The sequence below is a fragment of the Lentzea sp. DG1S-22 genome (assembly GCF_036321065.1).
Taxonomy (GTDB): Bacteria; Actinomycetota; Actinomycetes; order Mycobacteriales; family Pseudonocardiaceae; genus Lentzea; species Lentzea jiangxiensis.
On record NZ_CP143276.1, the window covers coordinates 1436773 to 1450858 of the forward strand.

At 67.5% G+C, this 14086-nt stretch carries 10 protein-coding genes; 5 read left to right on the forward strand and 5 right to left on the reverse strand.

From position 1 onward, the window contains the following. Positions 1-582: 582 nt before the first annotated feature. The 5 genes from V1227_RS06290 to V1227_RS06310 all read left to right on the forward strand — a co-directional run bounded on the left by V1227_RS06290 (position 583) and on the right by V1227_RS06310 (position 7505). Positions 583-1710 carry a GNAT family N-acetyltransferase gene (locus V1227_RS06290; protein ID WP_329791523.1) on the forward strand — a complete coding sequence of 376 codons (1128 nt, stop codon included), beginning with the start codon at positions 583-585 and terminating at the stop codon, positions 1708-1710. Then, positions 1707-2846: a LuxE/PaaK family acyltransferase gene (locus tag V1227_RS06295; protein ID WP_329791524.1), complete on the forward strand. Its 1140-nt coding sequence runs from the start codon at positions 1707-1709 to the stop codon at positions 2844-2846. The genes V1227_RS06290 and V1227_RS06295 overlap by 4 nt, the downstream gene beginning before the upstream one ends. Beyond that, the gene (locus V1227_RS06300) at positions 2843-5314 is read left to right on the forward strand and encodes an acyl-CoA reductase (protein WP_329791526.1); all 2472 of its coding nucleotides are present in this window, start codon (positions 2843-2845) and stop codon (positions 5312-5314) included. The genes V1227_RS06295 and V1227_RS06300 overlap by 4 nt, the downstream gene beginning before the upstream one ends. Before the next feature lie 3 nt (positions 5315-5317). Then, entirely contained in the window at positions 5318-6538 is a 1221-nt protein-coding gene (locus V1227_RS06305; RefSeq protein WP_329791527.1) for a phenylacetate--CoA ligase family protein, read from the forward strand. Between the two features lie 292 nt (positions 6539-6830). Beyond that, the gene (locus V1227_RS06310) at positions 6831-7505 is read left to right on the forward strand and encodes a M23 family metallopeptidase (RefSeq protein WP_329791528.1); all 675 of its coding nucleotides are present in this window, start codon (positions 6831-6833) and stop codon (positions 7503-7505) included. 130 nt (positions 7506-7635) lie between these two features. Here the strand turns inward: V1227_RS06310 and V1227_RS06315 are convergent, their stop codons facing one another. From V1227_RS06315 to V1227_RS06335, 5 genes are read right to left on the reverse strand one after another with little or no spacing between them, the layout of a single operon-like run. Continuing rightward, a complete protein-coding gene (locus V1227_RS06315; protein ID WP_329791529.1) occupies positions 7636-9918 on the reverse strand; it encodes an SDR family NAD(P)-dependent oxidoreductase in 2283 nt (760 codons plus the stop codon). A 17-nt stretch (positions 9919-9935) separates the two neighbouring features. Then, positions 9936-10961 (reverse strand): alcohol dehydrogenase catalytic domain-containing protein, encoded by a 1026-nt coding sequence (locus tag V1227_RS06320; RefSeq protein WP_329791530.1) that lies wholly within the window; start codon positions 10959-10961, stop codon positions 9936-9938. Continuing rightward, on the reverse strand, positions 10958-11638 hold the full coding sequence (locus V1227_RS06325) for an O-methyltransferase (protein ID WP_329791531.1): 681 nt from the start codon (positions 11636-11638) through the stop codon (positions 10958-10960). The genes V1227_RS06320 and V1227_RS06325 overlap by 4 nt, the downstream gene beginning before the upstream one ends. Continuing rightward, positions 11638-12489 carry an L-tyrosine 3-hydroxylase gene (locus V1227_RS06330; RefSeq protein ID WP_329791532.1) on the reverse strand — a complete coding sequence of 284 codons (852 nt, stop codon included), beginning with the start codon at positions 12487-12489 and terminating at the stop codon, positions 11638-11640. The genes V1227_RS06325 and V1227_RS06330 overlap by 1 nt, the downstream gene beginning before the upstream one ends. After that, positions 12486-14003: an HAL/PAL/TAL family ammonia-lyase gene (locus V1227_RS06335; protein ID WP_329793965.1), complete on the reverse strand. Its 1518-nt coding sequence runs from the start codon at positions 14001-14003 to the stop codon at positions 12486-12488. Before V1227_RS06335 ends, V1227_RS06330 begins: the two co-directional genes overlap by 4 nt. Positions 14004-14086: the final 83 nt, after the last annotated feature.

Sequence of the window (14086 nt, forward strand, 5' to 3'; positions counted from 1 at the left end):
CCCAAAAGAGCATCCCGCCGATTGGAACGGCTGGTTGATCACTCTTGTGGTGGTCGGGGCCGCAGTCGGTGCGGACCTGGCGAGGTGCGGGTGACTGGCCTGCTGTTGGCAGATTGCCCAACGCCGTCGGTCGACGAGATCGGCCGGTGACGTCGTTGCGGTGGCCGGCACCCGAGCAGATCTGCCTTGTGCAAGGTGGGGTCTCGGAGAAAGCCCGCACGCCAAAGATGTGAGCTTGAGGTAGAAGATTTCGGGATGGAGCGCATGTCGGGTGCCCTGCCGAAACCATGTCGCCGGCACGTCGAACACGGAGTGGCGACCAGTGTTTTCAAGGAGCTTCTCCAGTTGAAGCCGCTTGAGGTGGATTTAACAATTCGTGTGACCCCGCTCGCCCCTGCGGAACCAAACGCGCTGCTCAGCTCGTTTCGCGCGTCCGAACAGCAGAGGTGGCAGCCAGTAGCCTGGATTGCGATCAATCACCCCTCGCATTGACAGCAAGCCGGACCGGAGTGCCAACACGCTCCGAAGCCGGTCGGTTTCGCGCGCCCGAATCGGGCTCCGCAGTTCCAAGGAGGCACTGGAGTGGCACCCGAGTTCGAGCCGGCTCGACTCGACGACATCGACGACCTGCTCAGGCTCTACCGACGGGCGCACGGGGCGAGCTACCCCATCGCGATGGGCACCGATCCGGACGTGATGGCGGCGGAGATAGAGGCCACGGGCACCACGTGGCTGGTGTGGCACGACCGGGGCCGAGTCGTGGCCTCGATCACCGGGCGCGTGGAAGCTCGAGACCGGCTCGGCAAGATCGCCGGGCTGGTCGTCGATCCGGATGCCCAGGGCAGCGGTATCGCCCACTGTGCGGTCGGGCAGATCACCGGCCTGATGCTCGCGAGTGGTGAAGTGGATTCCGTCTACGGCACGGCGCGGACGGTTCACCTCGCACCGCAGCGGGTGTGCCTCCGCAACGGATTCCACCCACTGGGGCTTGTGCCGAACCTGTTCATGCACGCCAAGCGCGAGACCATGACGTTGCTGGCGAAACACCGGGATGGCGTCCTGCGGCGACGCGCTGAGGTGCACAAGGTGCCGAAGAGCCTCGAAAAGCTCGTCACGGCTGCGTACGCGACGATTGACCAGCCCACACTGCCGGAGTTCGTGGAGGACACCTACCTCCCGGCTGCCGAGCCGTCGCGCATCGAGGTCGTCGAGGCACCGCTGTTCGTGCAGCGGCACTTCGAGCACACCGTCAACGACCCGGCACGCCGGTTCTACCCGTTGCACAAGCCGAACGTGCTGCTGGCCGACGAGCAGGGCCAGTACCAGATCTACGGCCACCTCAACCGCCACGACGGCTACTGCACGATCTTCGGCGCCACTCCGAGCCCTGACGTGCTCCTCCCACACCTCGGCGGTGTGATCGACACGCTGGCGCGGCTGGGCGCGCCGCACGTCGAGACGCTGGTGCCGTTGCACGAGTTCGACGAGCTGACCGCGTTGCTGGCGTTCGGGTTTCTTCCGGTGGCGTTGTACCCGGCGATGCGCAAGGACGGCGAGGTCTACCACGACTACGTGGTCATGGTGCACACGCCACAGCCGCCCGACTTCCGCGGACTCAGGATCGACGAGGCGTTCCGGCCCTTCACCGAGCAGTACGTCGAGCTGTGGACGCGGAAGTTCCTCAACACCAATGGAGTTTTCCGAGCATGAGCCCCCACCTCGGGCCGGCAACAGTGCCGGATCCCTCGCTTGGCGCTGTTCAGGCGCTGTGCGACATCGCGGCGCCGTACGACCACAGCGACGAGGCCTTGTTCCTGGAGGCGATGAACGAGTCGAACCGCTGGCACGCCCGGCACAACGAGTTCTTCCGCAGCTTGTGGAACGGCAAGCCGATCGACGACATCACCGATCAGCCGTTCGTGCACGCCGATTTCTTCAAGGCGCACGAGGTGCTGTCGGTGCCGCGTGACGAGGTCGTCGTGCACGCCACGTCGTCCGGGACGACCGGGCAGAAGTCGCAGATGTTCTGGGACGCCTGGACCTTGCGCGCGGGTCGGCGGATGGTCGCGCGGATCTACGACCACAACGGTTTCATCGACGACACCGAGCCGGTGCACTACCTGATCAACCTCAACCAGCCGACCCCGTCGACGAAACTGGGAAGTTCGTTCACCGGTCAGTTCATGACCGACTTCGCGCCGGTGCTGTCCGTGGACTACGGCCTCGCGCACACCGGTACCGGTCATGAGTTCGACGCATTCGGCAGCATCCGTGCCCTGCAACGGTTCGCGGACAGCCGGCAACCGGCGCGGATCTTCGGGTTCCCGGCGTTCCTGAGCTTCACCATCGACCGCATGCGAGCCATGGGCGTCGGGCCGTTGCGGTTGAACGAGCGTTCGATGGTGTGGTTCGGCGGCGGTTGGAAGAGCAATGCGGACAAGCAGATCTCGAAGGCCGAGTTGCGCTCGAAGGTCACTCGGATGCTCGGCATCCCGGACGTGCGGATCCGCGACAGCTACGGCTCGGTCGAGCACTCGGTGCCGTACGTCGAGTGCGCAGAGCACAACCTGCACGTGCCGACCTGGTCGCGTGCTTTGATCCGTGACGTCCGGACGCTCAAACCGTTGTCATATGGCGAGCCCGGGTACATCCAATTCGTGTCACCGTACATCACCTCCGCGCCCGCGCAGAGCGTGTTGATGGGCGACCTCGCCGCACTGCACGCACCTGAGAAGTGCGGCTGTGGCAACGAGACCCCGTGGTTCGAGATCCTCGGCCGCGCCGGTGTCTCCCGCAACCGTTCCTGCGCGATCGCCGCCGCAGAGCTCCTGGAGGCCAAGGCATGAGGCACTTCTGGCAGGGTGAATGGGTCGACGACGAGGCTGCCGCGCTGCGGCTGGACTCGCTGGGCGACCGCACGCAGGAGGTGATCACCGGCCCGCGGTTGAACCCGCTCGTGGTGCTGGCCGCCACCGAGAAGCTGAACCTGGACGAGCACCACGCGTCACTGGTCGCCTGGGGCCTCGACGAGACGGAGACCGCCGCGACGCTGAACGCCCTGCGGTACGCGTTGAGCCGCGATGCGTTGGAACGCAAGCTCAAGCGGGAGCTCGGCGCCCTCGACCCGGCGCGAATGGCCCGCTTCGACTTCCGCACGCCCGCCTACGAGGCTTGGGTGCCGGTCGGCTTGCTCGCTCACGTGACAGCGGGCAACGCACCGGCCGCGGGCGTTCTGAGCGCTGTCGAAGGCCTGCTTTCCGGCAACCTCAACGTCATCAAGGTCGCGTCGGACGACTCGGGGTTCACCGCCGAGGTGCTCGCCGAGCTGGCTTCGCACGACGAGACCGGACAGATCGCCGCACGGCTCGTCGTGCTGCACTTCCCGTCCTCGCGTACCGACTGGATGTCACGTGTGCTCGGCGCGGCCGACGCCGTCGCGGTCTGGGGTGGCGAGGAAGCAATCACCGGCGTGACCAGGCTCGTTCGGCCCGGCACACGGGTGGTCGACTGGGGCCCGAAGCTGTCGTTCGCCTACCTGACCGGTGACTGGTTGTTCGATCCGGGCACTTTGCACGCGCTGGCGGAGGACGTGTGCAGGCTGGAGCAGCAGGCGTGCTCCAGCCCGCAGGTGGTCTACCTCGACACCGAGGACCCGGCGCAGGTCTTCGCGTTCGCCGAGCGGTTCGCGAACGTGCTGGAGCTGAGCGGCCGGCCGACCCGTGAGCCGTCGCAGGCTGAGTGGGCGGAAATCACGAGCACCGTCGTTGTCGCGCAACTGGAGGAACACCTCGAGCTGACGAAGGTGCACACCGGCGCGCACTGGCGCGTCCTGGCGGACGTGCGGTCCGCGCCGCGCACCTCGCCGCTGTACCGGACGGTGTGGGTGAAACCGCTGCCACGCAGGAACATCATCTCCGTTCTGCGGCCGATGCGGCGTTACCTGCAGACCGCCGGTCTCGCGGCGGACCGGCCCGATGTCGCTTCGCTGGCGCGCTCGTTCGTGTCCGCCGGCGTACAGCGGATCACCACGCCGGGCTTGATGCTCGGCGGCTACAGCGGTGAGCCGCATGACGGCGTCTACGCGTTGCAGCGCTACAGCAACCGGGTTTCCGTGCAGCTCGACGAGAGGTTCGCCTCGGACGCGTCTTTGGACGACCTGACCGAATCGCGGCAGCTCCCCGTTCCTGAGGTGCCGGTGACCGCGAAGTCCGACTTCGAGACGTTGCAGGACCGCCCGGCGGACGTCTACTTCCGCAGCGGCGGCAGCTCCGGCGCGCCCAAACTGTCCGCTTACACCTGGGCGGACTGGGACGAGCAGATGTGGGTGGGCGCCGAGGCGTTGCTCGCAACCGGACTCGACCCGCGGCATGACCGGATCATGAACCTGTTCTTCAACGGGCACATGTATGCGAGCTTTGTCAGCTTCTTCTGCGCGCTGGAGCGGATGAACGCCGTGCAGTTCCCGATGGGAGGAGAGTGGAGCCAGCTCGACGCGATCGCCCAGGCCGTTGTGGACAACCGCGTCGACACACTGCTGACCGCGCCGTCGTTCGTGCAACGGCTCTTCGCCGAACACGGTCCGATGCTCAAGGAGTACGGCGGAATTCGCAAGATCTTCTACGCGGGCGAACACTTCGGTGCGCGGGCCACCGCGCGACTGCGGGACGAGTTCGGCGTCGAGATCATCCGCTCGGCGGCGTACGCGACCGTTGACGCGGGCCCGGTCGGATACCAGTGCCAGGCGTCCTCCGGCAAGGTGCACCACCTGTTCACCGCCCTGCACACGCTGGAGATCCTCGATCCCGAGACGGACCGGTCCGTCCGCGGGTCCGAGCCGGGCAGACTGGTCTTCACCACGCACACGCGGCGTGGTCAACGGCTGGAGCGCTATGAGATCGGCGACCTCGGCCGCTGGGTCCTCGGTGACTGCCCGTGCGGCCGTCGAACGCCGAGGTTCGAGCTGCTGGGACGTACCGGTGACGTCTTCCGGGCTGCCGCGCAGGCGCTGAACTACCGGCGGTTCCTCGCGATCCTGGAGGACGAGCACAGCTACGCCGGTGCGCTGCAGATCGAGTTGAACGAGGACGCTTCCGGCGAAGAGCTGGTCGTGCGGATGGAGCGCGGGCGTTCACCGGAAGCCGCCGCTGCCCGCAACACGCTGCTTTCTCGTTATGCCGAAGTCGCGGAGGCGGTCGAGCACGACAAGCTGCTGACGATGCGGGTGGAGAGCGTTCCGCAGGCCGCCTTCCTGCGGACCAGGAACAGCGGCAAGTTGATCGCGGTCGTCGATCAGCGCAGCAGCAGGGACGGGTGAACGGTGTCCGCACTCGAACTCGTCTACCACGCCCGAACACACTCTCCGTTCTACAGGGAGCTGTACGACGGCATCGACTCGTCAACACCCCTGTCCGGCCTGCCGGTGGTCGACCAGGCCGCGTTCTGGGCGGCGAACACCGTGCGCGACAACCGGGTGCTGACCCGAGCGCACACCGACGGCCTGATCTTCAAAACCGGCGGTACCACCAAGGCTCCACGCGTCTCCTTCTACACCAACGAGGAATGGGAGGCGATGTGCCACTCGTACGCGGAGACGCTGCCCGCGGCCGGATTGCGGCACGGTGACCGGATCGCGAACCTGTTCGCGGCCGGCGAGCTGTACTCCAGCTTCATCTTCGCCCTGAACGCCCTGCAACGCTCGCCCATCGACCTGGTGCAGCTGCCGATCACCGGCGGCGCTCACGTCGAGTTCACGCTGACCACCATGCAGGACTTCGACGCCACCGTCGTCGCGGGCTTCCCGACGACGTTGTGCCGGCTGGCTTCTCACGTCGTCTCGTCGGCGGGGTCGCTACCGCTGGTCCGGCTGATCCTGTTCAGCGGTGAGGCGTTGTACGACGACCAGCGCGCGTTGCTGTCCGAGGCGTTCCCGCACGCCGAGTTCCACTCATTCGTCTACGGCAGCGTGGACGGAGGGATCATCGGCACGGCGGTGCTCGGCTCCGCCGACACGCGGGTGTTCCGCTCTTTTGCGGACAGGTCCGTGCTGGAGATCGTCGATGTCGAGACCGGCGAGGTGATCACGTCGCCCGCGAGACCCGGACGTCTGCTGCAGACGGATCTGGCACGGCGCTTGCAACCGATGATCCGCTACCCGGTGGGTGACCTGGCCGAGTGGGTCGACGTGGAGGACGGGACGTTCCGGCTGCTCGGCCGCGCGGACGAGGGCGCGCGAATCGGTCCCGTCACGGTGCACCTCGACCACTTGCGGGCCGCCGTCGATCGAGCCGGGATCGTGCACAACGGCGTGCAGGTCGTGATCCGCCGGGCGGAGGCGCGCGATCAGCTGGTGCTGCGGATCGCCGGTGAGGTGCAGGACGTCGAGGCGGTCCGGGAGGAGGTCAACGTGCTCAGCCCGCGGCTCGAGCTCCAGATCTCGTACGGAACCGTGGCTCCACTCGCCGTGGAGTGGGTGCCGGCGCTGGAGGTGAACCCCCGCAGCGGGAAGACCGTCCGGCTCATCGATCAGCGCCCCGTGTAGCCGGTTCGCGACGCGGAAGATCTTGATCGTCGGTGCGGCGCTGGCAACCCGGCATCCGCGACCGAGGGCACCACCACCTGCGCGAAAGGTCCCAGATCCGGATACCGCTGTACCGAGTCCGGTCACAACCGCGTGTCTGCGTTGAGCGAACGGCCCTGTGGACGACTGTGCAGGGCCGCCAGGTGTGTCCTGGTGACGTCGACGCGATCTCGGCTCGTTCCTCGCCCTGTCCGGAACTTTCGACGAGGAGACCGGTGTGCGTGGTTCACCAGCAAGGTTCAGACTTCACGCGATGTCGATGATGATCACGGTGGTTCCCCTCTGGACCCCACTCCAGACGGCTCCCGGACTGGGGCCGGTGGATGCCGGCACGGTTGCCATGAACGCGGACTTCGTCGACACGACATCACGGCTTCTGCACCGTGAGCTTTCGTTGGCGCAGCGGAGCCTGCACGCGTCGTTGCAACTGGCGATCGCCAATCATGCGCGTCACCTGCAGGACTTGCGTCGGAGAGCAGCAGAGGAAGAACAAGAGAACGCACGCGCTGCCGCGCTGGCAACGGCTGAGGAAGCACGCCGTCCCAAGGTGGTCAGGCCCGCCGATGGCAGGTTCAGCTCCGGTTTCGGAGCACGCTGGGGCACGACACACCTCGGTGTGGACATTGCGAACACCCTCGGCACACCGGTGGTTTCCGTGGCGGACGGTGTAGTGGTGGAGGCCGGGCCAGCCAGCGGTTTCGGGCTGTGGATCCGTGTCCGGCACGGTGACGGCACGGTCACCGTTTACGGGCACGTCGACCGGATCCTTGTGCCGGTGGGGCATGAGGTGCGAGCGGGACGTCAAATCGCCACGATGGGGAACCGCGGGCAGTCCACTGGTCCGCACCTCCACTTCGAGGTGTGGGCGGGCGGTTCGAGGAAGGTCGACCCTGTCAGCTGGCTGGGCTCCCGAGGAGTGCGGCTGTGAGTGCTGATCTCCGAAGCTCGTTCACCGCCGGCCACACCTCCTTCGCAGGACAGGGACCGGACTTGCACCGATCGCATCCGCCCGAGGCCGGAGACCATCGCAGAGGTGGAGGGGACACGGCTGGCCTGTGTCAACACGCGCCGAGAACGTCGGTGACGGTGACGTACTCACCTGAGTGCTGGTCGGCTCCACCCATCACCACCGAGGAGAACGCGGCGACAGCGTCGACGAGCGGCGTGAAGCCGCCGTTCTCGCGTTTCCGCAACGCGAAATCGAGCACGCGGTCGCTAAATGGGTCACCGACACGTCCGCGGTCGAGATGCGCTCTGGTGATGCCGATGTCCACGAGCCCGGGATCGAACGCGATCACACTGACGCCGGTTTCGCGCAACTCCCCGTAGAGGTTGGCGGTGAGTGCGATGAGCGCAGCTTTGGACACCGCGTAGGCGCTCGCTCCCGGCCAGCCGACCAGGCCGGCACGGCTGACGATGTTGATCAGTCTGCCGAAGCCCCGCTCGGTCATCGCGGGCAGAGCCGAGTGGATCGCCTGATGCGCGGCGATCAGGTTGATGTCGAACACCGCACGCCATTTTTCCGCGTCCACTTGCCACGCAGGGCCAAGGGGACCCGCGATACCGGCGTTGTTGACGAGCACGTCGATGCCGCCCAAAACCTGTTCCCCGGTCCGCACGGCCGTCTCGACCGCCGCCGCGTTCCTCAGGTCCGCAAGGCGGAACTGGAACTGCCCCGGCAGATCCGCGACCGCTGCGGCCGTGGAGGCGAGCGCGGCGTGGTCGCGGCCGACGGCCAGCACGCTTCCGCCGGCCGCGACCACGCTCCTCGAGAACTCCCGGCCGAGGCCACGCCCTCCACCGGTCACGAACACGCGCAGCGCCGGCGGTCGCACGGATTTGCCCGTGTTCGAGCGCGGGATCTCACGAACGCGCTCGAGCACCCTGACCCGCTTGTGACTTGGCACGTGCGCGGCGACGTGTGCCCTGACGTCCTCCAGGGAGGTGGCGCGGTCGGTCACCACGTAGGCCTTCGGCAGCTCACCTGCCGCCGAGTCCGGCTGGCCCGCCACGAAGGCGTCATGCACCCCTGGGTGTGACATCAGCACGTCCTCCAGCTCGGCCGGAGAGACCTGGTGTCCCTTGTACTTGATCAGGGACTTGATCCTGCCGGTGATGTGGAGCTGACCGCCTTGTCCGAGCACGGCGAGGTCACCCGTGCGGAACCACCCGTCGTCATCATGAACACCTGTGATCCTGCCGCCCTCCAGGTAGCCGGGCGTGATCTGCGGCCCGCGCAACCACAGTTCGCCAGGCTGTCCTTGCGGTGCGTCGGACCCGGATGCCGGGTCGACGAAGCGGGCGTCAGTCCCGGGAAGCACGACGCCGACGGCGCCGACGGAGCGCTCACCCTCGTCCGGGGTGAACGACACGCAGCCTGCTTCGGTCATGCCGAAGCCTTGGACGACCGGCACGTGCAGAGCTTCCTCGCACTTGACTGCGACAGCGGTGGGCAGCGGCGCTCCTCCGGAGACGACGAGACGCAACGCGTGTGAGCTGGGTGGTTCCAGTGCCGCGACCTCGGCAAGCACGCTCGGCACGACGTAGGCGACGGTGACCTCATGTTCTGCCAAGAGTTCAAGGAACGCTTCCCTGTCGAACCTCGTGGGACCGATGACGAGGCTGGCTCCTGCCCGCAGCGCCGCGTTCATGGCCATCTGCATGCCGTAGATGTGACGCAGCGGGCCCGCGCTCGTCACGGTGTCCGAAGGGCTCAGCCGGTGCACCTGCTCGATCTGGACGAGACCCGCGGCGAGGTTGTGGTGCGTCACCACGATCTTCTTGGGACGCCCCTGTGTACCACTCGAAGACATGAGCACCGCAGGCCGGGCACCGCCGGCGATAGGGAGCAGGTCGGTTCGACCGCTGCGGTCCGGTGGCGTGAAACGGCTCCACGGAATCTCATCATCCAGAGCCACACCGCCAATGCGCACGACGGTGGGAACCGGCGGTGGTGGCCGGTATCCCAGCTCGGACTCAACGATGATCGCCACGGCCGGGCACTGTGCGAGGTCGGAGTTCCACTCCTGTTCTCCCGCACGAGGGTCGAGCACGAGAACGACACCACCGGCAGCCAGAACGCCGTGGTAGGCGATCACGAACTCGGCGCTGTTGGTGACCAGGATCGCGACCACGTCGCCCGCGGCCAGACCGGAGGACCGCAAGCCTTCGGCCAGGCTTGCCACCGACGCGATCAACTCCGAGCGGCTCCACCTCCGCGCGGCACCTGGTCGTGACAGGTCCACGAGAGCAGGCTTGCCGCAAACCGGTTGGCAGCCGGTGAACACGAAGCGCGCGAGGCCTTCCTCTCCAGCACCGGTCACGGAAGTCGGCTCGGACACGACACGATCACTTCCTCTCACACGCGGACCAGCGTTTTCGTCGCCCTGCGGTCGCGCATCGCTTCGTAGCCCGCGGCGATGTCGTCGAGTGGCACCGTCTGGTCGAACACTGGTGAAGGATCGAGAGTTCCAGCGAGAACGTCGTCGACGAGCGCGCTCAGGTACGCGCGGACCGGCGTAAGGCCGCCGCCCACGGTGATACCGCGCAGGAAGCAGGAGAAGAGGTCGAGTCCGCCGTGGGGGCCTCCGGCCAACGTGAGCACGCCCTGGTCCGCGCAGACGGCCATGGCGGTGTCCAGTGCGGATTGCTCGCCGACCGCGTCGACCACCAGGTCCGCTCCCGCACCTAGGGTCGCCTCCAGCAACTCGGCCTCACCTTCGGTGCCTCGCGCCGTGATCAGATCGGTGGCGCCGAACGCCACACCTGTCCGCAACCGTGATGGATGACGGCCGAAGAGGAACACCCGTTCGGCGCCGGCTCTGCTCGCCGCGAGGACCGCGCAGAGGCCGACGGCACCGTCCCCGATCACCGCCACGGTGGCGTTCGCCGGCAGGTTCGCGGAACGGACAGCGTGCGCACCGGTCGGCATCACATCCGCCAGCGCCAGCAAGGCAGGCACGCGTTCGTCACCGGGGCTCAACGGCACGGGTACGAGCGTGCTGTCCGCGAACGGCACTCTCACCGCCTCGGCCTGTCCACCGTCACCGTCGACCCCGAACATGCCGCCGGACCGGCAGGAGTTGAAGGCTCCGCGCACGCAGGCGACACACGTGCCGTCCGAGAACTGGAATGGTGACACCACGAAGTCGCCCGGCACCAACGACCGCACGTCGGCGCCGATCTCCTCGACCACGCCGACGAACTCATGCCCGCACCGAGGCCCTTGCACCGGCCCCGGCATCCCTGCGAACCCTCGCAGGTCGGTGCCGCAGATGGCCGCCGCGACCACGCGGACGACCGCGTCCGTCGGTAGTCGCACCGCGGCGTCCGGCACCTCGTCGACGCCGATGACACCGGGAGCACGCAGAATCGCTGCTTTCATGGCTGTGTCTCCTTCTTGCGCGCGATCGTCAGCCCGTCCGCAACGGGCAGCAACAGCGAGTCGACCCGGTCGTCTGCGAGGACGCGGGCGTTGAACTCGCGGATCGATCGGGCGTTCCCGGTCGCGTGTGGCGACGCCGCCTCGCCCGCGTAGAGCACGTTGTCCGCCAGCAGGAGTCCTCCGGGACGCAGGCGGGGGACGAGGAGCTCCCAGTACTCGAGGTATCCGCCCTTGTCCGCGTCCAGGAAGGCGAGGTCGATGAACGGCTTGGCGGGCAGGCTGCGCAGCGTGTCGGCCGCGGGGCCCAGTTCGAGCCGGATGCGGTCCGCGACGCCGGCCGCAGACCAGGCGTCCTCGGCGATGGCGGTCCACTCGTCCGACACGTCACAGGTGATCACTTGTCCACCTGGGCTCAGCCCGGCTGCGAACGCGAGAGTCGAGTACCCGGTGAACGTTCCAACCTCCACCACGGTCCTCGCGCTCACCAGCCTGGTCAGCATGGTGAGCAACGCGGCCTGGTCTGGTCCGACCTGCATTTCGCTCGCACCGCCCAGCGCGCGAGTCCGTTCGACGAGATCCGCGTGAGCGGCCGGCATCGGGGGCAGCTGGTCCAGCACGTATCGCGCCACCTCGTCGGTGATCACGACGTTCTTGACAGGACTGGGCTTCGATATCATCACAGCACCTTCCACGTGCCCACCGCCCCCACCAGCGTCGCCAGGTGCGACGGGACGTCGGTTTGGAAGCGGCGAACCGCATCGTTGTCGTACTCGATGTCCAAGGGGACCCTCGCGATGTCGTCGAGGACCAGGGTCACTCGGTCGACCAGCACGGCTGCGAGAACGTGGCGGCAGACGGCCTCCCTGCTGATGAGGAAGAACTCGTCGAACCGGTCGCGGTCCGCGTCGGTGGTCGTGCCCGGAACACCACCTGATTCCCGCAGGAGCGACTTGCCGTTCGGGACGAGTCTCCTGCCGACGGACATGTGCACGAGCCGGTTGAACCGCATCGCGTTCTTGAGCCGGTCGTCGGTACCCCGACCGAGTTCGGCGAGCAACAGGGAGATCCGCTCGTATTCCCTGGCCCAGGTGCCGCTGAAGGCAGCGTGACGGGCCTTCATCCTGGACCGGATCACGGCGGAATACGCTTCCGGCGCGCAGCTGCCCGAGTAGAGCAGCAAGGCCGAGTAGCTGTCGTAGAGCACGGCGATGCTCCGCATCGCCGCAACCGCGGCTGAAGGAGAGCAGTGCGGTTCCAGCAGCACCGCAAGGTGGTCGAGCTGCAGGCGCCACACGCCCACCGCCAGGTGGTGTCCGGCCAGCCAGCGGTACCAAGCAAGCGCGCTCTCGTCCTGGGGTGGCGCGGACGCTGCTTCTCCTGCCCGCTTCTGACAGCCGGACTCCCGCCGGTCACATCGTGCGAACGCGGCGGTGGGCAGCGGAAGCCGCAGTGGCGGCAACTGTCCTGCTGTCGTGACCGCGTCAGCAGCCGACGTCTGAGAAGCGGTGAACTCCTGCGCGACGGTCACCTCGCCACCTCTGGAAACCGTTCCACGACGTGACTGTCGAGCGCGGCGGCAGCGGCACGGATGTCCTCGTCTAGGGGCCGGTCGGGCTCGATCGGGGCGACTGCCTCGGCGAGCACGTCGACCAGCTCGGCACAGGGCGGCGCCGTCGCGCCACCCGGCCTCAGGTGGGCGGCCTGACGCAGCACCACGCCGAGGCACCCGTGGAGCAACCGCAGCGAGCGGGTTTGCTCGAGCGCGGTCAGCGCGGCCTGCGTGCCGAACGGCACCACGTCCTGGTTGTGCAGGTTCGTCGGGATGCTCTGCACGCTCGCGGGCGTGCAGGCGCGGCGCATCGCCGCCACCAGAGAGGTGGCCAGCACCTGGAGGCCCTGTACCGCATGCTGTTCACCGCCACGGGCTGCCAGCATGGCGGGGAGCCCGGCGTTGCGGTGCGGATCCACCATGAGGTCGATCTGTCGTTCGGCGAGATTGCCGGTTTGGGTGGCGGCCAGGGAGAGCACGTCGGAGGCGAACGCCGACGGCTGCCCGAAGAAGTTGCCACCATGCGCGACTTCGCCCTGTTCCGGGAAGAACAACGGGTTGTCGCTCACGCCACCGAGGTCACGGCGCACCACCTGGTCGGCCCAGTCGACGGCCGACTGTGCCGCACCCAGTAGCTGAGGCGTGCACCGCACGCTGTACGGCTCCTGCAACGCACGGGTGCCTGACGGTGCTGTTCCGTCCAGCCAGAACGAGAGCCGTTCTCCGGCCTGTGCCGTCTCCGGATGTCCGAACGCTCGCAGCAGCGAGGGGTTCAGGAAGGCGGGCGCGGCCCCGAGCAGATCGGTGAGCAGCGCGCTGAGCGCGAGGGCGACTTCGTGGGAGCGGCGCATCGACGCGACCGCGAGGCCTGCCGCTGCCGTCGTCACCGATGTTCCGTTGACCAGTGAAAGCGCGTCACGCCCCCCGACGCGCAACGGTTCCAGCCCGGCTTGCGCCAAGGCCTCGCGGGCAGGCATGCGCACACCGTCCCAGTACGCGCAACCAATGCCGCGCAGACTCTGCACCACGTGTGCCAGCGGAACCAGGTCGCCGCTCGCCCCCACCGAACCCATCGCCGGCACCGCCGGTGTGAACGACGTTGCCAGCATGTCCCGCAACGCGGCCAACGTCATCGGCGACACGCCGGACAGGCCGCGGGCCAACGACCACACGCGCACCAGCACGGTGGCACGCACCACGTCGAGCGGTAGGTCCTGGCCCTGGCCCACGGTGAGGTGCTGCAACACGTTGTCGCACTGGTCTTCGGGATCATCGCGGCCGTTGTGCACGACCAGCGGGCCGAACCCGGTGGTCGACCCGTACACCGGCCGTTTTTCTTCAAGGCACGAGGTCATGAACGTCCAGCCCGCCAGCACCGCCTGTGAGGTGTCGTCCGACATCGTGATGGTCAAGGGGGACGCCGCACGTTCGAGTGTGGCGGGTGTCAACACGTCAGTCGAGAGCAGGGTGTTGAGGTGTGGGGCCGGAGTCATGAAGTCCCCTCGGGGAAGACAGCACTGGGTCGCGGATAGCCGGACGGGTGTGGAGATCCAGCACTTTCGATCAATGCACGAAT

Coding starts and splice junctions, on each gene's coding strand:
- V1227_RS06320 (WP_329791530.1), bottom strand. CDS start 10,961: ATGAAAGCAGCGATTCTGCGTGCTCCCGGTGTCATCGGCGTCGACGAG.
- V1227_RS06325 (WP_329791531.1), bottom strand. CDS start 11,638: ATGATATCGAAGCCCAGTCCTGTCAAGAACGTCGTGATCACCGACGAG.
- V1227_RS06295 (WP_329791524.1), top strand. CDS start 1,707: ATGAGCCCCCACCTCGGGCCGGCAACAGTGCCGGATCCCTCGCTTGGC.
- V1227_RS06300 (WP_329791526.1), top strand. CDS start 2,843: ATGAGGCACTTCTGGCAGGGTGAATGGGTCGACGACGAGGCTGCCGCG.
- V1227_RS06310 (WP_329791528.1), top strand. CDS start 6,831: ATGTCGATGATGATCACGGTGGTTCCCCTCTGGACCCCACTCCAGACG.
- V1227_RS06335 (WP_329793965.1), bottom strand. CDS start 14,003: ATGACTCCGGCCCCACACCTCAACACCCTGCTCTCGACTGACGTGTTG.